Here is an 18,773-nt window from a genome sequence, read left to right on the forward strand (position 1 = left end):
TCCAAACCTAGAAAATCACCCTTTTTGCCTTTGCCTGACGGACTCGCAATTGTGGTGCTAACCAATCCTTTCAGATTGCCATCATCGCCGGTGTATCCAAGCTCGGCTGACCGGCTTCCAAACCATCTTCTTGACGAGCTAAAGGCAGAATAGTTGATCTATTTCTTGTGGACGTTGCCAGCTATCGCAACCATTGTTTCCATTGCGAGCGGGCGACTTGGAACGCTTCCGGCTTCTATAGTTGGGCTATTGATGGCGCTCATTGTCGCGCTGACCAGCGCGCCGCAGGTTTTTCTGGCTTCTGATGCCGCTATCTCCCTGTTGCGCGGTGTGTGGATTGGCTGGACCGTCGTCCCTTACATTTTAGGTGGGTTGCTTTTCTGGCAAATGGCGATCCGTCCAGGCAACGCGACCATGCCGGTCGAAACAGTTCTGGACGATCCGCGAACAAAGCGCCGCCTTCTGTTTACGGCCTGCTTTCTGATTGGCCCTTTTGCGGAGTCCGCAACCGGGTTCGGCGTCGGCATAATAGGAACCATGATGCTGGTTCGGCGGCTAGATGTGGCACCTATCTACCTTTTGTGTTTCAGCCTGCTCAGTCAGACCATGATTCTGTGGGGTGGCATGGGGAGCGGTGTCATCATCGCTTCCGCTTTTGGCCGCACAGATCCGAATACACTTGCGCTCAACACAAGCGTGTTTCTTGTCGCTTTCCATGTCTTTTGGCTACCGCTTTACTGGTTCATGGCCAATGCAGCGGGTGTGACCGCAGATTGGCGAGAGCGGGCGAACGAGGCGGCATGGCTCGGCGCCAGCCTTGCCGCTGTCATTGGCGCAACCGCGTTGCTGGGGCCTGAAACCGCCATGCTCGCGGCCTACGGGCCGATTATCGTGCTACGCTATATAGTTGACGAGCGCCCAGATGGCACGGCGCTGGTGCTGGCACTAAATCGCATGGCGCCCTTTGTCTTTTTGATCGGATGGCTCGTGGTGACGAGGATAGTTACGCCGATGGCACAGTTTCTGTCGGAAACGGCACGCCTACAGCCATTCTCGGGGGTGCCTGCGTGGTCGCCACTGTTCCATGCCGGAACCTGGCTTATCGTTGGCGCAATCCTGACCGGGTTTCTGCGCGGCCATAGGGCTGCGTTCGGTTCAGAGATCAAAGCAGCGTGGAAAACCGGCAGGCTTGCGGTTCTCACTGTCATCACTTTTTCCATGATGGCGGAACTGCTATCCGGCTCTGGTGTCGCCGCGGGACTGGCTAATGGATTGTTCGACGCATTCGGAACCTGGGCAGTGGTCCTGACACCGCAGATTTCAGCCGTTTTTGGGGCGCTTGCCAACAGCAGCAATGCCGCCAATGGCCTGTTCATGTCTTCGCAAGTCAGCCTGGCAACTGATGCCGGACTCAATATTGCTGCCGTCATTGCACTCCAGCAGGCTGCTGCGCTGTCGCTCAATATGATTTCGCCGGTGCGAATGTCGATTGTCTGCAGCCTCGCCGGAACGCCTGGGCGGGAACGCGATGCCTATCGCATAATGCTGCCTTTTGCTGCTTCAACGGTTTTTGTCGTTCTTATCGGCTCGCTATTGATCGCAATGGGGATCATTTGAAACGCGCGCTAAACGCTTCGTCTTCCCGATGTGATGCATTCAGCCGCATCGAGAAGCGCTTCGCATTCTTCTTTCGTACCAACCGTTATCCTCAGCCAGCCTGCGGTTCGCGGCTGACGAAAATGGCGCACCAGAATGCCCTGTGAGCGCAAGCTGGCAAATAATTCCTCTGCTGCGATTTCTCTGTGCGAGACAAACAGGAAGTTTGTTGCCGAAGGCAGAACCTCAAATCCTAGTGCAGACATAGCGGCTGTCGTTCTGTCTCTCTCGCCGATGATGCGCTTCCGCGTAACATCGAACCACTCGCGGTCTCGCCAGGCTTCGATTGCACCGGCTAGCGCCAGACGGTCGAGAGGGTAGGAATTAAAGCTGTCCTTTACCCGGCGAAGCGCCTCGATCAAATGCGGCTGCCCCACGGCAAATCCGACGCGCAGCCCAGCCAAACTCCGCGATTTGGAGAAGGTCTGGGTGACCAGAAGATTGTCGTAGCGCGGGGTCAACCGGACTGCACTCTCCGCTCCGAAATCGACATAGGCTTCGTCAAGCACCACCACAACGTCCGGATTTTGGCGCAATATCCGTTCGACATTATCCAAATCCATGGCGATGCCGGTTGGCGCATTGGGATTGGCAATCACGATGCCCCCGCAAGGTCCGTTGTAGTCATCGGGGACAAGTTTATAGGCGTGGTCGAGCGGTATTTGCCTGAAAGGCAGTGCATAGAGATTGCAGTAGGTCAGATAGAAGCTGTAGGTCACATCGGGAAACAGCACAGGCCCCTTGCCGCGAAAGAAAGCGTTGAAGGCATGCGCCAACACCTCGTCCGAGCCGTTACCAATGAAAAGACTATCAGACGGCAAGCCGAGGGTGGTGGCGATGGCATCGCAGAGGTCCTCGGCTTTAGGGTCCGGGTAAAGTCGCAAATCATCGTCCGTCGCAGCCCGGATAGCCGCAAGCGCTCGCGGCGACGGGCCATAAGGATTCTCATTGGTGTTGAGTTTGATGTATTTGCGGCCCTTCGGCTGTTCTCCTGGAACATAAGGAAGCAATGTCTCAACAAAGGGACTCCAGAATCTACTCATCGTTCGTTTATCCTTTATTGGCGCTCTTCTGCTCAACGGAAATCACGGATTGCTCCAATGATTTGATCCTGAATGTCATCATCGAGATATGGCCCCATGGGCAAGCTGAGGACAGTATCGGCCTTGGCTTCTGATACCGGCAGACCACCAGGGCCTACCCAGCACCGGGCATAAGCGGGCTGCCGATGCAGCGGGATCGGGTAATAGATCGCAGTCGGAACGTCGCGAGATTTCAGATGTGCGGCCAAGGCGTCCCGGTCCGCGTGTTCAATCGTATATTGCGCCCATACCGAACGCCCTCCTTCGATCACTGTCGGCGTTGCTGCGACCGCACCAGCAAGGCCGCTGTTATAGCGGTCGGCGACACGATTCCTCAGCTCGATTTCCGTGTCGAAAATCTTGAGCTTTTCCAGAAGGACCGCTGCTTGGATTGTGTCCAGGCGGCCGGTCATTCCCAAGCGCAGGTTGAGGTATTTGGGATCATGAACAAATCCTCTGCTCTCAATATCTCTGGCTGTTGCCTGTCCATGCACCCGCAGCGACGTGAGGTGATCATAAAGCTCCTCATTCTTCACCAGAACGGCGCCGCCGTCACCGTAGCAACCCAAAGGCTTCGCAGGGAAGAAGCTAATCGTCGTCGCATCGGCCCAATAAATGGGATGACGCTCGTGCAGCTTGCATCCAAAACCTTGAGCGGAATCAGCGATTAATTTCAATTGGAACGTATCGGCGATCGATCGGAGGATCGGATAGTTTGCCGGTTGCCCGAAAAGATCAACGGCAATAATCGCCTTGGGCTTGAGTACCGAATTGCGTGTGACGTCTTCTATTGCGGCCAGCAAATGCGCGGGATCGATTGTTAGTGTATCCGGCCTGATATCTACAAATATCGGCGACGCGCCAGTGAGGGCGATGGTTTCCGCTGTCGCAGCAAATGTAAACGACGGGCAGAAAACAGCATCACCTGTACCGATACCCCATGCCCGCATGAGTAGCGTTAGAGCATCGGTACCATTGGAACAGGAAAGTGCGAGCCCGGCCTGCCCGAATGTGGCAAGCTCCTTCTCAAAAGCATGGACCTCCGGTCCCATGATAAACTGACCGCTTCGTGTCACGGAAAGAATGGCGGCGTCAATCGCCGGTCCGATTACACGGCGTTGCGCTAGAATGTCGATGAATGGCGTCAGCACGGTTTACTCCTACTCCTGGCAAGCATGGGCTTACCGACTAATTGGTTCGGTTTTTGGCTGATTGAGTACGGATGCCAGGTCCTTGTCTCCGCGCCCAGATATGTTGACGACAACGATCTGGTCCTTTGGTCGAGCGGCGGCGACATCACCAAGGCGGGCCAGCGCATGTGCAGATTCAAGCGCTGGAATGATGCCTTCGATCCTTGAGCACAGGTGAAACGCCTCTATGGCTTCCTTATCCGTCGCAGAAAGAAACCGGACACGCCCGACATCGTGCAGCCATGCATGTTCGGGACCGATGCCGGGATAGTCGAGACCGGCGGAAATGGAATGCGCTTCCTGTATCTGGCCGTCGTCATCCATAAGTAGATAAGTCCGGTTTCCGTGAAGAACGCCGGGCTTTCCTCCGGCAATCGCAGCCGCATGGGCCACGTCGAGACCAAGACCAGCGGCTTCTACGCCATAAATCTCCACGCCGGGATCATCCAGGAATGAATGGAACAGGCCGATCGCATTTGAGCCGCCGCCGATACAGGCCATCAGTGCATTGGGAAGCTGGCCCTCGGCCTCCATCATCTGTCCGCGGGTTTCTATACCGATAATGGACTGAAAATCCCGAACCATCATTGGATAAGGGTGCGGGCCAGCGACGGTGCCAATGCAATAGAACGTGTCATCCACATTCGTAACCCAATCGCGCAGCGCCTCGTTCATGGCGTCCTTGAGAGTTGCGGAGCCAGAATGGACCGGCCGAATCTCGGCACCCAGAATCCGCATTCGGGCAACATTAGCTTCTTGGCGTTCGACATCGACCGCACCCATGTAGACAACGCAATCCAAGCCGAAGCGCGCGCAAAGCGTCGCGGTGGCGACACCATGCATTCCTGCTCCGGTTTCAGCGATGATGCGCCGCTTGCCCATCCGCATGGCCAGCAGAATTTGGCCGAGAACGTTGTTCACCTTATGCGCACCAGTGTGGTTGAGGTCTTCGCGCTTGAAGTAGATTTTCGCTCCGCCAAAGTGATCCGTTAAACCTTGTGCGAAATAAAGGGGTGAAGGGCGTCCAACAAAATTCTTGAGATAGCCTGTCATCTCGACTGCAAATTCCGGGTCGCGCCGCGCGTCTTCATAAGCATCCGCCAGAGCAAGGATAAGCGGCATCAGTGTTTCTGAAACGAAGCGTCCTCCAAACTTACCGAAATTTCCGTTCTCATCGGGACCGTTGCGGAAGGAGTTGATAAAGGGGTCATTCATACGCGGGTGTTCCTATCGCCGAGACAAGCGTCGGCGAGAGCTCGGCAGTCAGGAGCTCCACGAAACAACGAACAAACATCGGCATATAATATATCGACGTTCAGAATAACCGCTGACTGGTTTATCAAAGAGAACCGGATTCAATAAATGAGCTAGGCCGGATTTCCGGATTTCATCACGAGAGAACCATCCAGCGCCAGCGATATATAACAGTCGTGCCTGCAATGAGCCAAACTGGCCTAGCAAGTTTTATAAATCCGGCCATTCGTAAAGGCCGGATGTGCTGTTAGAGAACCACTATGAGGCCGGATGGCGGAGTGGTGACGTAACGGACTGCAAATCCGTTCAGCCTGGTTCAATTCCAGGTCCGGCCTCCAATACCTTGTGAAATGTGAGCAACCCTGTGCGGCTGTCTCAGGTCATACAAAGGGCGCTGGGCATGACAATGATCGACAAAATTCTGATCGGGGCCGTCGCACCGCTCGGCCCGCGCGCCGCACCAAGCGGCATCGATAAGCACCCTATAGAGGGCCGGGTTTTTCTCGGGCCGGAAGGGTTCGCTGGCGATGCACAGGGTGATCGCAAACATCATGGTGGCGTTGAAAAAGCTGTTCATCATTATGCTTATGACCACTATGCGCACTGGATTTCTACCATTGGAAATCGCGATGTTCTCACTAAACCGGGCGCATTCGGTGAGAACCTGTCGACACGCGGCATGACAGAACAGGATGTCGCTATAGGTGATACATTCAGGCTCGGACATGCAGTTCTTCAGATCAGCCAGGGTCGCCAGCCCTGCTGGAAGCTTAATGCGCGCTTCGAGACCGCGGACATGGCGGTCCGTGTCCAGAAATCCGGTATGACCGGATGGTATTACAGGGTGTTGGAGACCGGATATGTCGAATTAGGTGACGAACTCCATCTGATAGATCGCATTTCCCCGGAGTGGACAATCCAGCGCCTCTGGAGAGTCCTTTACGTCGACACGATGAACCGTGACGAGCTGGCAGCAATGATCGGATTAGACCATCTGCCGGAAAGCTGGCGCAATTACGCGCACAAGCGCCTTCAGACGCGACAGGTCGAAGACTGGTCACGCCGCCTCCATGGTGAGACATCGCCGTCGGCCTGAACCGGTCCAAGCTGAAATGCCGCGCCATCACCGAATTGCACTACCATTTCTCCGACATTAGTTTGGCCTATCAAAGTGCATCGAAATAAGCAAAGAAGATATGCCGGATGGGTAAGGGAACCACGCTTGCTATCGAAGTGCGACCGGAGCGACGCGAACCTGTGTTTCTCGCTCTGGCGCGAACAATTGTTGAAGAGATTGAACGCGGCCGTCTTAAACCCGGCGATCCCCTGCCTGGAACACGTGCACTCTCCCGCAATCTGAAACTCAACCGGAATACAGTCGATGCGGCCTATCATGAATTGGCCATGCAGGGCTGGCTGGTTACGGAACCCGGGCGTGGCACCTTCGTTGCAGCCGATCTTCCCGACATGGCGATGCATCCGCAGCCGATGCGCCCGACGGGCCATGCTGCCAAGCCCACTCGTGCGACCGATCCTTTAGTTCTTCGCTTGTCCGATGGCGCTCCGGATGTAAGGCTGGTACCAACCACGGCCTTTGCCCAGGCTTTTCGCCGGGCGCTCGCTAGCGCCGCCTTCGCATCGGGCGGCATCTACGGTGATCCCCGTGGAAACGGCAAGTTGCGCGACGCGCTGTCTTCCTATCTCAGAGACGAGCGCGGCCTTACGGCTGCACCTTCTGAAATTCTCGTGACGCGCGGCAGTCAGATGGCGCTTTTTCTGGCTGCTGCGGCGGTGGCCGGTCCCGGTGCTCTCATCGCCGTCGAACAGCCCGGCTATCCGCTTGCGTGGTCGGCTTTTCGTGCAGCAGGAGCGGATGTCATCGGTATTCCGGTCGATGCTGGTGGGATCGATGTTGAGATATTGGAGAGAATGGCAAGGGCCAATGGACGCTTGCGCGCCGTCTACGTTACGCCCCACCATCAATATCCGACCACCGTAACGATGGGCGCCGCCCGGCGGCTGCGCCTGCTTGATGTGGCACGGCGGTTTGGTCTCGTCATCATCGAAGATGACTACGATAACGAATATCGCTTTGATGGTCGACCAATCCTGCCGTTAGCGGCACGCGCTGAAAGCGATCTGCCGATCATTTATATCGGTTCACTGTCCAAGTTGCTGGCCCCTGGCATCCGGATTGGTTATGCAGTCGCATCGCCCAAAATCCTGACGCCGATGGCCGACAGGCGCGAAGCTCTGGACCGGCAGGGTGACCTGCCGCTAGAGCACGCACTCGCCGATCTGATGGAGGATGGAACGATCAAGCGCCACGCCCGCAAAGCACGCAGAATCTACCATATGCGCCGCGATCTGATGGCACAATTGCTGCGGGAACGGTTCTCCGAGGACGCACAGTTTTCCTTGCCTGCCGGAGGGCTGGCGATTTGGTTAAGCCTGAAGCAGGGTTTGAGCGCCGAGACATGGGCGGCAAACGCCGCAAAACTTGGACTCTCAGTAATGCCGGGCATTCATTTCGATCTGGAGACTGTGAAACCGGCCGAAGCATTCCGGCTGGGCTTCGCAGGCCTTGACGAACGCGAGATGATACGCGCCATTGATATATTCGAGCGATCAAAGCCCGTGTGCCGATAAACCGGCCCAGAGGTTTTATCCAATCCGCCCCTGCTTCATGGTCCTTATCATGACTAAACCCTGCCTTAGCACAGGAGGGCGTCGTGGTAATCGACAATGCTTTTTATCATAAAGTCGCAGCAAGCCCCGAAACAACGGGATTTGGCCATGTCTGATCCTCTGTTGAAGGTTTTCAAGCGGATTGATCTCTCATTCGAGTTCGGAAAGGGATCGTGGCTTTATACACAAGACGGCACACGCTATCTGGATTTTGCGTCCGGCATCGCTGTCAATTCACTCGGCCATGGGCATCCCCACCTCGTGAAGGCCGTCAAAGCCCAGCTTAACAAGCTCTGGCACACTTCCAACCTTGTTCGCATACCCGAAGGCGAACAGCTGGCGCAGCGCTTAACCGATGCATCCTTTGCCGACGTTGTTTTTTTCACTAATTCGGGCGGCGAGGCAAACGAAGCCGCTGTGAAAATGGCTCGCCGCTTTCATTCGGCGACCGGCTCACCAGAGAAGTATCGTATCATCACCTTCACGGGGGCATTCCATGGTCGATCGCTCGCGATGATATCGGCAACCGGATACCAGCCGTACCTTGATGGTTTCGGTCCGCCGGTTGACGGATTCGATCAGGTGCCGCTCGACGATTGGTCAGCGCTGGGCAAGGCGATCACCTCGCACACAGCTGCAATCATGCTCGAACCAATTCAGGGTGAAGGTGGTTTGCGCTGCGTAACAAACGAGACGTTGCACCGGCTGCGCGCGCTCTGCGACGAGCATGGGCTATTGCTGATTCTCGATGAAATACAAACTGGCGCCGGTCGAACAGGCAAGTTCTTCGCCCACCAATGGAGCGATGTCGAACCCGACATCGCGACGGTCGCAAAGGGGATCGGTGGCGGATTTCCGATGGGGGCATGTCTTGCAACCCATAAAGCGGCAAGCGGCATGACCGCTGGAACGCATGGTACCACTTTCGGCGGCAATCCGCTCGCCATGAGCGCAGGCAATGCCGTGCTTGACATCATACTCGACCCCGGCTTTCTCAATCGTGTGCGGACACTGGGCCAAATGCTGGGCGATGAGTTGCATCGCCTTGCCCTGGATTATGACGACGTTGTCGCTGGTGTGCGCGGAATGGGCTTGCTCCAGGGGCTTCAAATGCGCACTGATGCGACCGCCTTCGTCGATCTATTGCGCGCCCAACAGTTGCTGGCAGTCCCAGCGCGGGACAACGTGGTGCGGTTTGCGCCCCCGCTAACAATGCTGCCGAGCGAAATCACTGAGGCGATGCGCAGGATCAAGAAAGCGGCCAATTTGTTGCGCGATCCAAACCGACCGCCCCGCCGGAAGCGGCAGACGGAAAAAAAACTGGCGATGCCGACAGAAGGCCCCTCGCCGCTTCCAGATGCGAGGTTGCCTGTATGAACGTACTCTCCTCAATCAAGGATAGCCTGACGCCGATCCATAGGTCAGGCTATCCATTCATTCTCATCGGCGCCGCCTGCGTAGTCGGGTTCAGCTTCCTATCGGCTTCAATGGCTTGGTTCGCCGGCATCGTGACGGTCTGGATTTGCTATTTTTTCCGAAACCCAGAGCGTACGACGCCCATTGAAGATGGCATTGTCGTTGCACCCGCTGAGGGCCGGGTGAGTATGATCGCCGAAGTCCTTCCACCCCGCGAACTCGCGTTACCCGCCGAACCGATGGTGCGCGTTTCGGTTTTCATGAGCATTTTCGATTGCCATGTGAACCGCGCCCCAGTGACAGGGCGGATACGACAAATCGCTTATACGCCGGGGCGCTTTTTCAATGCGGATCTGGACAAGGCCAGCGAGCAAAACGAGCGCAATGCGATAGTTCTTGAAACACCTTACGGCTCTGTCGTGGTCGTGCAAATCGCGGGGCTGATCGCCCGGCGTATCGAACATTGGGTTGCTGAAGGCGACGACATCGAAGTTGGGGAACGCTTCGGCCTAATCCGTTTCGGCTCTCGCCTTGATGTCTACCTTCCCCTTGGCACACCTCTTTGCGTCGCGGTCGGCCAGAGCGCCATCGTCGGCGAAACAGTAATCGCAAAGCTGGGTGGTGCGTCTGCTGAACGGCGATACAAGCTGAGTTAATAATCAGGTCGGCAGGGATGGCACTATGCGGCTATGCCGCAAATTCGTGAACTGGGTCTGTAAACTGGCCTCATTTTGATTGGCTGAAGCCTCGATTTGGAGGCTTTTCTTACCCGTCGCCAGTTTGATCTCGGGGATCTCAAACAGAGTGATATCCAACCCCGATGCCTGATAAGCATGTTGTATGTTTCGTGTTGTCGATCGACGAGTGTCTGCGACGAGTTTCTGCGCGAGATTTCTAAACCTTTATTGATCGACAGCTCCTATGTCCGTGTTCATCAATAAGCGACTACGGATAAAGGGGAAGCAAACCCTGTCATTCACCTCTTCGCCTGCATATCTGGTCATTTGAGGTGACATTTCCATCAAATAAATGAGTCCACAACCTAAAATCTGGATAGGTAAAAGAATTGGGACGGCTAACGCGCCGTCCCTTTGAGCCATTCGGTAAAAGTTTTACGGGCGGCCTCACGCAATGCCGGCCCGTACTTGATAGCATCGGCGCGAAGGGCGCGGGGATCGATGCCGCTTGAAGCAAGTTCGGATGCGTGGCCTATCAACCAGCGTTCAATTCCCGCACAGGCATCCACCTCCAGATGAAACTGAAGACCAAGAACATTTGACCCGATTGAAAAACCCTGCGTCGCACACAATGCCGTTGTAGCGAGATTGGCTGCATCACCGGGTATGTCGAAAGCGTCCCCGTGCCAATGAAGTACGGGAACGCCCTCCAGGTGCCGAAGCGGCCCAACCCGCCCGGCTTCTGTTAGCGAAAGAGACGAAAAGCCGATTTCCTTATGCCCCATCGGAGCGACTTTCGCGCCAAGCGCTAACGCAATCATTTGAGCGCCGAGGCAGATGCCAAGCGTCGGACGGCCTGATGCCAAGCGCCGTTCAATGAGTTGCCGTTCTTCTTCGAGGAAAGGATAAGCTTCTGCCTCATAGACACCGACCGGCCCCCCAAGAATGACCATCAGATCGGGAACGGCCGCATCGAGAGTCCACAGCTCATTCATACCTATATCGTAGTAATGGATACGATACCCGGAAGCCGTAAGCACCGCCTCTAATGTGCCAAGGTCCTCAAAGTGAAGGTGGCGAACGACTGCTGCCGTTTTCAGCATGGCGCGTGCTCCGGTTGTTACCACGGCGTTATCCTAACGCAGACAGATCTGCGCCATGATTGATGTGATAAACGGCGTTGCCGATCACCAATGCAGGTACGGACTTAACGCCTGCCGTACGTGCTTCCGCGATCCTATCTGCGGCTTCGCCAAGATGGACCGTCTCCACGGCAAAGCGAGAACGATCAAGCGCCCCAACGAACCGTTCTTCCGCATCAGTGCAGACCGCGCATCCAGCGTGATAAAAGACTGCTTTTTCCGCCATGATCTATACTCCTTTGATCGATGAACCGATTTCCATGAAACCAGCATAAACGACAAGTATCGACCGCCGGCCCAACTCGGGAGGTCCGGTTCTCATTTGCAAAATGGGCCGGATCAGCCTGTCGTTCCAGGAGCTGTAACCTTTTTGAAGTCAGGCCAGTAATAACCATCGGCTGTCGGGCGGGCACCGAAGATCGCTTGCCCGACCCTCACAACATTTGCTCCTTCCTCAATCGCGATCTCGAAATCCCCCGACATACCCATAGAAAGCTGGGTCAGTCCGGGATGGACGCCAACCGCCCGGTCGCGGAGGTCACGCAACAACTGGAAGCTGGTCCGCACCCGCTCGGTATCGGCGCTGAAGATCGCAAGCGTCATGAGGCCACGCGGCTTGAGCCGGGGAAATTCCACCAATCGCTCGACGAAGGGCATAAGGTCGTCGGGGTGGAGGCCGTATTTGCTTTCCTCCGATGAGGTATTAACCTGCACAAATATGTCGAGGTCTCGCCCTTCCGCATCAAGGCGATGGTTTAGTTCTTCAGCCAGCCGAAAGCTGTCCAGCGCGTGGAATGCCGAAGCAAACCGCACGAGATATTTCACCTTGTTGGTCTGGAGGTGGCCGATGATGCTCCAGTTGATCGCAAGATCACCGAGCATATCGAGCTTGCCGCGGGCCTCCTGCAACTTATTCTCCCCAAAATCCGAGATGCCAGAGGCATAGGCGAGCCGCAAAATATGAGCCGGCACTGTCTTGGTGACGGGCAGAAGCCGCACATCTTCGACGGCACGTCCGCAACGCCGGCAGGCAGCAGCGATTCGCTCATGCACTGTTTTGAGGTTGGAGGCGAAGGATGTGGCCGGATCGTTACCGAAGCGGGCGATGTCCTCTGGCAGAAGCTCGACCTTCAAGGCTGAATTCATCTCACCCCACCTCCGGCTAATAGGGCAGCGGAAAGCGTGCCACGAGCTGGCGTACGCGCGTATTAATGGCCCGCCGGTTCGTGTCGAGTGTTCCGCCGCGAATGGCATGAAGCGTGTCCAGCATAAGAGCGGCAACCTCCCGATATTCGTCCATACCGAACCCGCGAGATGTACCGGCGGCGGCGCCAACACGGATACCTGACGTGATCATGGGCTTTTCATGGTCGTTGGGAATCGCATTCTTGTTGAGCTTGATGCCGACGGACTCCAGTGCCTGTTCCGCGATGTTCCCGGTCACGCCGAAGGGGCGCAGGTCGACAACGGCAAGATGGCAATCGGTTCCGCCAGAGGTGATCTTGAGGCCGCCTTCAGCAAGGGACTGTGCCAGCACGCGGCAATTCTCTACCACCGAGCGAGCATAGGTCTTGAATGAGGGTTGCAACGCTTCGCCGAACGCGACGGCCTTCGCCGCAATGACATGCATCAGTGATCCGCCTTGAAGGCCGGGAAAGGTCGCTGAGTTGATCTTTTTCGCTATTTCCGCGTCATTGGTCAGGACAAATCCGCCGCGAGGCCCGCGCAGCGTCTTGTGCGTGGTCGACGTTATGACATGCGCAAACGGAACCGGCGACGGATAGACGCCGCCGGCGACCAGTCCCGCGAAGTGAGCCATGTCAACAAGAAGGATCGCACCAACCTCGTCGGCAATTTCGCGGAAACGTGCGAAGTCCATGACGCGCGCATAGGCCGATCCCCCGGCGATCAGCAGCTTGGGCCGATGATGACGGGCGAGTTCCGCAACCTGATCCATGTCTATGAGATGGGTTTCCGGGTCCACACCATAGCCGACGACATTGAACCAGCGGCCCGACATATTAACAGAGGCCCCATGGGTCAGATGTCCACCGGCCCGGAGATCAAGCCCTAGGATTGTATCGCCGGGCGTCAGGAGCGCCAAAAATACGGATTGATTGGCTTGGCTGCCCGAATGCGGCTGCACATTGGCGTAAGTGCTGCCGAAGAGTTGGTTCACACGCTCGATCGCCAGATCTTCCACGACATCGACATTCGCACAGCCTCCGTAATAGCGACGATGTGGATAGCCCTCGGCATATTTGTTGGTGAGCACAGAACCTTGAGCATCGAGCACCGCCTGGCTCACGAAATTCTCAGAGGCGATAAGTTCGATGGATTCGCGTTGGCGGACTTTTTCGCTCGTGATTGGGGCGGCGATAGCGCCATCGGCAATGGCGAGGCGAGCGGAGCTTACACCTGCATTTTCCACTTTTTGAACTCTATGCGCCGCGACCGATGCTTCCATCGCCAATCTCCTTCGAGCTGCCAGTAAGAATGCCCCACGCTCTCGGCATGGTGGATGTTAAGCAGGAACTATCATAAAGATGGACTGTTATTTCCTGCCAATTTTATCTATTTGGGCAGACCAATTGGGCAGTGGAGCAAGGAACGCTTAAGCCATGCTGACTGCGCTCATTGCATTTGCCAGCTTTTTGACTGCAATCTCTATCTCATGGAAGGTACAAGCGGCAAAGCCCATCAAAATGCCGGGCCTAGCATCACCCATGGCTTGCAGCGCCGACACTTCCAGAAACTCAATCCCGACACGCCGCCCTGAGTCAATCGCCATGCGCTCCAACAAATTTCTGGTAAGCAGACAGTGCATTTGCGGCCCGCCGATTAGAACACGCGGGACGACAAAATCCGATAAACGCTTTTGAACGAGATCGACCAGCGCATCGAAATATTCGGAATCGATACCGTGCGTTATCCAGACATGACCGCGAAGCTAGCCATCAATGTAAGCGATCAAAGTGATCAACGTTTGGATATCCGACGAGCTTACCACACGAAAAACGCACTCATTGTGAGCAGCTTAATGGGTTATATGAGACCTTCGTGAACAGAGAATTGCCATGCCCGCTGAATTGCAAGGGTTTTGGATAGCCGGGGATATGTTTGGAAAGCTAAGTGGCGGACAACACCCGATGAAGATGAGCACTACGAGTACCTTATAAGCCTCTAACATCGTAACGGATATCGTAGGCAGTGCAGCTATCGGTTGGTTTCGGCGGCTATCGCGGTCAATAGGCGGTGATTGCGGGAAATCGGCTAGCCTGTCTCCACATCGTTCCTCTGTTCCGCGCATGCAGGATGGCCAAGCAAGCTTGAATTACCGGAGTCGACGGTCGCCGTGCAGTGAATTATCTATAAAACATGACGACAGCCAAACACGACACACTCGCCGTTCGGATCAGCAGGGTTCTGGCTGACCGGATCATTTCCGGGGCGCTCGAACCGGGTTCGCGCCTCGGGCAGGATCATATCGCCGAGGAGTTCGGGGCGAGCCATGTGCCGGTGCGCGAGGCGTTCCGGCGCCTGGAATCACACGGGCTTGTGGTCAGTGAGCCGCGACGCGGGGTCCGGGTCGCGGGCTTCAGCATGGGCGAGATCAAGGAAGTGGCCGAGATGCGCGCCGCGCTCGAAGTGCTGGCGCGGCTCCATGCCGCGCCGCATTTGACCAAAGCGATACTGGACCGGGCCGAGGATGCCACACGGGCCGGCGACAAGGCCGGCGATGTACAGGCATGGGAGGAAGCGAACCGCACGTTTCATCGCCTCATTCTGACGCCCTGCGCCATGCCGCGCCTGTTGAAGTCAATCGACGACCTGCATACGGCAAGCGCCCGATTCCTGTTCTCCGGCTGGCGGGCAGAATGGGAAGCGCCGACCGACCGGGACCACAGGCCATTCTCGACGCCTTGAGAGCGGGACAGGTCGAACTGGCCGCCTCCGTGCTCGCCCGGCATGTGCAATGGATCGGGCAGCCCCCCCCCGCAAGCGAACCGATTGCGGGCCATCTCAGTCCGATAAGGCAGGTTCTGCGCGGCAGGCTATTGCCATCGCGGGACATCTATGGATACTTTTAGCGATAGAATCAAAAAATTATCTATAATTCTACGCTGAAGGAGAGTTCCCATGAACGATGTCGCCGCAGGGCCCGTCGAAACCCGCATTTCCCCGGCCGCGCGAACGGCGCTGACCGTACTCGCCGGCGCCGCACTGATGACGCTTGCCGCCAAGGTCCAGATTCCCTTCTGGCCGGTGCCGATGACCCTGCACACGCTGGCGGTGATGGCGTTCGCCGTCGCCTTCGGGCCGCGCGTCGCCGCCTCGATCTTCCTGACCTATCTCGCGGCCGGTGCCGCTGGCCTGCCGGTGTTCTCCGGCTCGCCGGAACGCGGTATCGGCCTTGCCTATATGGCCGGGCCCACGGGCGGCTATCTGCTCGGCTATCTCGTTGCGTCCTGGCTGGTAGGCATGCTGGCGGCCGGCAAGGGTCTCATCGGGCGGATCGGCGCGATGCTCGCCGGACTGGCCGTGGTCTATGCAATGGGCGCGGTGTGGCTCGCGGCCTATGTCCCCGCCAATCAAATCCTCGCTGCCGGTGTTCTGCCCTTCCTTCCCGGTGATCTGCTGAAGATCGGCATGGTCGCGGCAGGCGGCGCACTGCTGCCGGGATCGCTGGCGCGGCTTCGGGGTAAACGCCAATGACGGCGGCGGACGGCACGATCCGGCACGATTGGGCGATCGACGAGATTGTCACCCTTTACGAGCTGCCGCTGCTCGAACTGGTCGGGCGGGCGAATGAAGTGCATCGGCGGCACCACGACCCGAACAAGGTCCAGAAAGCCAGCCTCCTGTCCATCAAGACCGGGGGCTGCCCGGAGAACTGCGCATACTGCCCGCAATCGGCGCATCACCGCGAGGTCGATCTAACCCGCGACAGGCTGATGGACCCGCAAAGCGTGGTAGCGATGGCCGCAACCGCTCGCGCGGCGGGCGCGGAGCGATTCTGCATGGGTGCCGCGTGGCGGCAGGTCCGTGACGGCCGCGAGTTCGATGCTGTCATCGAGATGGTTGAGGGCGTCCGCGCGCTCGGCATGGAAGCTTGCGTCACGCTCGGCATGCTGAAGCCCCATCAGGCCGAACGGCTGGCGACAGCCGGGCTGACGGCCTACAACCACAATCTCGACACCAGCCCAGAGTTCTACGGGAAGATCATCACCACCCGGACCTATCAGGACCGGCTGGATACGCTGGCGACGGTGCGATCCTTTGGGATCGACCTGTGCTGCGGCGGCATCATTGGCATGGGCGAAACTGTCCATGATCGGGCTTCGATGTTGCAGGTCCTGGCGGGGATGGAGCCGCATCCCGAAAGCGTGCCAATCAATGCGCTGGTGCCCGTCGAGGGAACCCCGCTGGCCAAGCGCCCCCGCATCGACCCGCTGGAACTGGTGCGGATGGTGGCGACGACCCGCCTGGTCATGCCTGCCTCGACCGTGCGGCTTTCGGCCGGCCGTTCAAACCTCAACCGCGAGGCGCAGATCCTGTGCCTCGTCGCCGGAGCGAATTCGCTCTTCTACGGCGAGACCCTCCTGACCACGCCCAATGCCGGTCTTGGTGAAGATGTCGAGCTGTTCGCCGCGATCGGCCAGCCGGAAAGCGCCCGCGTCTCCGCAACGGCGGCTTAAGAAACGAAGGAGCGGCGATGCTAAAGACGATTGCCGCTCCCTTTTTGCTCGTCCTGATCTGGTCGACGGGTTTTATCGCTGCTCGTGCCGTCGCACCTCACGCGGATCCGAACCTGTTCCTGCTGTTCCGCTTCCTGATCGCCCTTGCCGGCTTTGCGATCCTCGCACGCCATATGCCCCGCCCGAAGGGCTGGCAGTTTCTCGGGCATCTTTGTGCCGGCATGCTGATGAATGGCGTCTATCTCGGTGCGAGCCGGTGGGCGGTGGCGAACGGTCTCGCTGCTGGCGTCATGGCCCTGCTCGGAGCGCTGCAACCATTCTTCACCGCCCTGATCGTCGTCCTTGTCCTGCAAGGCCCGATCAGCCGGCGTGCATGGCTGGGGCTGGCGCTCGGCCGGAGCCGTCCAGCATCTCGGCGCGGCGATCGTCGCCGGAGTGCTTGCCGTTTCGGTCGGTAGCGGGCGATGGGACAATGCCCCGGCGTTGTGGCTCGCCCTGATCTGGTCGGCCGGTGCCCTCTCGCTTGGTGGAACGGCGCTGTTCGTCTGGATGGTGCGTAATGGTGACGTAACCCGCATAACAACGCTCGTGCTCCTGGTGCCACCGGCCGCAGCGCTGCAAGCTTGGCTTCTGTTCGGGGAAGCTCTGTCGGCCATCCAACTCGTCGGCTTCGCCGTCACGCTGGCAGGCGTTTCCGTCGTCCAAGGGATTGGTAAGCCCCCAAAACAGCAAACCACCTGATACAGCTCGCTTCAGCATCCCCTTCGTCAGCGAGCTCGCAATAGCGACAGGGACGGGAACCCTGAAAGCCTACGACCAGAGAAACGCTACACGGCTATCTATCCATCCGCCTTCAGGGGAAATGCGGCAATCGGGATGCTCGGTTCTCAGGTTCAGCGGCTTTGCACATCCTGATCCAGCTTTGTGCCCGTCTACCGCTACCGCTCATGCCGGGCGGGTTGCTTGGGGGCGCTGCCCCATGGCGCGGCGCAAGGGATCGCTGACGCTCGGCCGGGACGGTATCCCCAGCCTTCCTCCACGTCGTTCCTCCGTTCCGTGCAGGCCGGGCGATCCCCCTCCGTCCCGGCCGCCCTTGCTCCTTGCACCCCCCGGTCTCGGCGACGGCCAGCGTTGCAGCGCAGCGCTGCGCTCCAACCCAAGCCAATGAGGATCAAGACCATGACCTATCGTCTCGCTACCCGGTTCGGCCGTAACTCTCACCAGATCAGCGGGCGTGAAGCCCTCAACAACGAAACCCTTTACCGTCACGTCCCGTCCACCTTCGCTCGCGAAGCCCATGACAGCCGCTCGGAGCGTTATGTTTACGTCCCACCATCGAGATCGTGGAGGGGTTGCGCCGCGAAGGATGGTTCCCCTTCTTCGCCGCGCAGGCGGTGCCGCGTGACGGCGAGTGCATGGGCCATGCCAAGCACATGCTGCGCCTGCGCCGGGATGGCGGTATCGGCAAGCAGGAGGCGGCAGAAGTCATCATCGGCAATTCACATGACGGGACGAGCGCCTATCAGATGTTCGCCGGTATGCTGCGTTTCGTCTGCACCAATAGCATGATTGCGGGCGAACGGTTCGAGGAAGTCCGCGTCCCCCACAAGGGCGGGATACAGGATCAGATCATCGAGGGCGTCTATACCGTGGCAGAGGATTTTCCGCGCCTGATCGACGCGACGGAACCGATGAAGGACACAAGACTTTCGCCGGATGAACAGCAGGTCTAGGCCGAGGCAAGCCTCGTCGCCCGCTATGGCGAGGACGAAAGCCCGGTTCGCCCGGACCAGATCATTGCCCCGCGCCGCCGCGAGGATGTCGGGCAAAGTCTGTGGCAGACCTGTCCGTCGTGGAATGATTTGAGACTTTTTGTGCTCTTGAAGATTGGAGTTTCCGGCTTGTTTTGCGGGTTGATTTAAGCTGCTTTGGCCTGGTGGTTTAAGCGGCGTTTTCTGATGGTGTCTCG

At 57.8% G+C, this 18,773-nt stretch carries 17 protein-coding genes, 1 tRNA gene and 2 pseudogenes; 12 read left to right on the forward strand and 8 right to left on the reverse strand.

From position 1 onward, the window contains the following. The first annotated feature begins 153 nt into the window (after window positions 1-153). Entirely contained in the window at window positions 154-1,617 is a 1,464-nt protein-coding gene (locus H5024_RS18440; protein WP_187548561.1) for an L-lactate permease, read from the forward strand. 8 nt (window positions 1,618-1,625) lie between these two features. On the opposite strand, the gene hisC is transcribed toward H5024_RS18440, so the two are convergent. From hisC to trpB, 3 genes are read right to left on the reverse strand one after another with little or no spacing between them, the layout of a single operon-like run. Continuing rightward, window positions 1,626-2,699: a histidinol-phosphate transaminase gene (gene hisC, locus H5024_RS18445; protein WP_187548562.1), complete on the reverse strand. Its 1,074-nt coding sequence runs from the start codon at window positions 2,697-2,699 to the stop codon at window positions 1,626-1,628. A gap of 32 nt (window positions 2,700-2,731) precedes the next feature. After that, entirely contained in the window at window positions 2,732-3,889 is a 1,158-nt protein-coding gene (locus H5024_RS18450) for a DegT/DnrJ/EryC1/StrS aminotransferase family protein (RefSeq protein WP_187548563.1), read from the reverse strand. 30 nt (window positions 3,890-3,919) lie between these two features. Continuing rightward, entirely contained in the window at window positions 3,920-5,143 is a 1,224-nt protein-coding gene (trpB, locus tag H5024_RS18455; protein WP_187548564.1) for a tryptophan synthase subunit beta, read from the reverse strand. Between the two features lie 303 nt (window positions 5,144-5,446). Here trpB and H5024_RS18460 point away from each other — a divergent pair. The 5 genes from H5024_RS18460 (at window position 5,447) to H5024_RS18480 (ending at window position 9,942) form a co-directional block, all read left to right on the forward strand. Then, window positions 5,447-5,520, forward strand: a tRNA-Cys gene (locus tag H5024_RS18460). A 62-nt stretch (window positions 5,521-5,582) separates the two neighbouring features. Next, window positions 5,583-6,278, forward strand: a complete 696-nt coding sequence (locus tag H5024_RS18465) for an MOSC domain-containing protein (RefSeq protein ID WP_187548565.1) — start codon at window positions 5,583-5,585, stop codon at window positions 6,276-6,278. 107 nt (window positions 6,279-6,385) lie between these two features. Then, window positions 6,386-7,831 (forward strand): PLP-dependent aminotransferase family protein, encoded by a 1,446-nt coding sequence (locus tag H5024_RS18470; RefSeq protein ID WP_187548566.1) that lies wholly within the window; start codon window positions 6,386-6,388, stop codon window positions 7,829-7,831. A gap of 147 nt (window positions 7,832-7,978) precedes the next feature. Further along, window positions 7,979-9,247, forward strand: a complete 1,269-nt coding sequence (locus H5024_RS18475; RefSeq protein ID WP_187548567.1) for an aspartate aminotransferase family protein — start codon at window positions 7,979-7,981, stop codon at window positions 9,245-9,247. Beyond that, entirely contained in the window at window positions 9,244-9,942 is a 699-nt protein-coding gene (locus H5024_RS18480) for a phosphatidylserine decarboxylase (protein WP_187548568.1), read from the forward strand. Before H5024_RS18475 ends, H5024_RS18480 begins: the two co-directional genes overlap by 4 nt. Window positions 9,943-10,361: 419 nt before the next feature. On the opposite strand, the gene H5024_RS18485 is transcribed toward H5024_RS18480, so the two are convergent. The 5 genes from H5024_RS18485 to H5024_RS18505 form a co-directional block, all read right to left on the reverse strand. Further along, a complete protein-coding gene (locus tag H5024_RS18485) occupies window positions 10,362-11,090 on the reverse strand; it encodes a glutamine amidotransferase (protein WP_348770713.1) in 729 nt (242 codons plus the stop codon). A gap of 4 nt (window positions 11,091-11,094) precedes the next feature. Further along, window positions 11,095-11,331, reverse strand: coding sequence for a thioredoxin (locus tag H5024_RS18490; RefSeq protein WP_187548569.1), 237 nt, complete (start codon window positions 11,329-11,331; stop codon window positions 11,095-11,097). A gap of 113 nt (window positions 11,332-11,444) precedes the next feature. After that, window positions 11,445-12,251, reverse strand: coding sequence for a YggS family pyridoxal phosphate-dependent enzyme (locus H5024_RS18495; protein ID WP_187548570.1), 807 nt, complete (start codon window positions 12,249-12,251; stop codon window positions 11,445-11,447). 16 nt (window positions 12,252-12,267) lie between these two features. Continuing rightward, window positions 12,268-13,572: a serine hydroxymethyltransferase gene (locus H5024_RS18500; protein WP_187548571.1), complete on the reverse strand. Its 1,305-nt coding sequence runs from the start codon at window positions 13,570-13,572 to the stop codon at window positions 12,268-12,270. 147 nt (window positions 13,573-13,719) lie between these two features. Further along, on the reverse strand, window positions 13,720-13,896 hold the full coding sequence (locus H5024_RS18505) for a hypothetical protein (RefSeq protein WP_187548572.1): 177 nt from the start codon (window positions 13,894-13,896) through the stop codon (window positions 13,720-13,722). A 587-nt stretch (window positions 13,897-14,483) separates the two neighbouring features. Between H5024_RS18505 and H5024_RS18510 the strand changes: the two are divergent. The 6 genes and pseudogenes from H5024_RS18510 to H5024_RS18530 form a co-directional block, all read left to right on the forward strand. Beyond that, a pseudogene (locus H5024_RS18510) lies at window positions 14,484-15,196 on the forward strand (GntR family transcriptional regulator). Window positions 15,197-15,245: 49 nt separating this feature from the next. After that, window positions 15,246-15,821, forward strand: a complete 576-nt coding sequence (locus H5024_RS18515; protein WP_187548573.1) for a biotin transporter BioY — start codon at window positions 15,246-15,248, stop codon at window positions 15,819-15,821. Beyond that, complete coding sequence (bioB, locus tag H5024_RS18520; protein ID WP_187548574.1) at window positions 15,818-16,804, forward strand: biotin synthase BioB; 987 nt, start codon at window positions 15,818-15,820, stop codon at window positions 16,802-16,804. Before H5024_RS18515 ends, bioB begins: the two co-directional genes overlap by 4 nt. Before the next feature lie 17 nt (window positions 16,805-16,821). Beyond that, window positions 16,822-17,262, forward strand: a complete 441-nt coding sequence (locus tag H5024_RS21195) for an EamA family transporter (RefSeq protein ID WP_210309721.1) — start codon at window positions 16,822-16,824, stop codon at window positions 17,260-17,262. Next, window positions 17,240-17,545: a DMT family transporter gene (locus H5024_RS21200; protein WP_348770714.1), complete on the forward strand. Its 306-nt coding sequence runs from the start codon at window positions 17,240-17,242 to the stop codon at window positions 17,543-17,545. Before H5024_RS21195 ends, H5024_RS21200 begins: the two co-directional genes overlap by 23 nt. 438 nt (window positions 17,546-17,983) lie before the next feature. Beyond that, window positions 17,984-18,705, forward strand: a pseudogene (locus H5024_RS18530) (DUF932 domain-containing protein); the annotation flags it as partial. Window positions 18,706-18,773: the final 68 nt, after the last annotated feature.

The organism is Ochrobactrum sp. Marseille-Q0166, assembly GCF_014397025.1.
GTDB lineage: Bacteria > Pseudomonadota > Alphaproteobacteria > Rhizobiales > Rhizobiaceae > Brucella.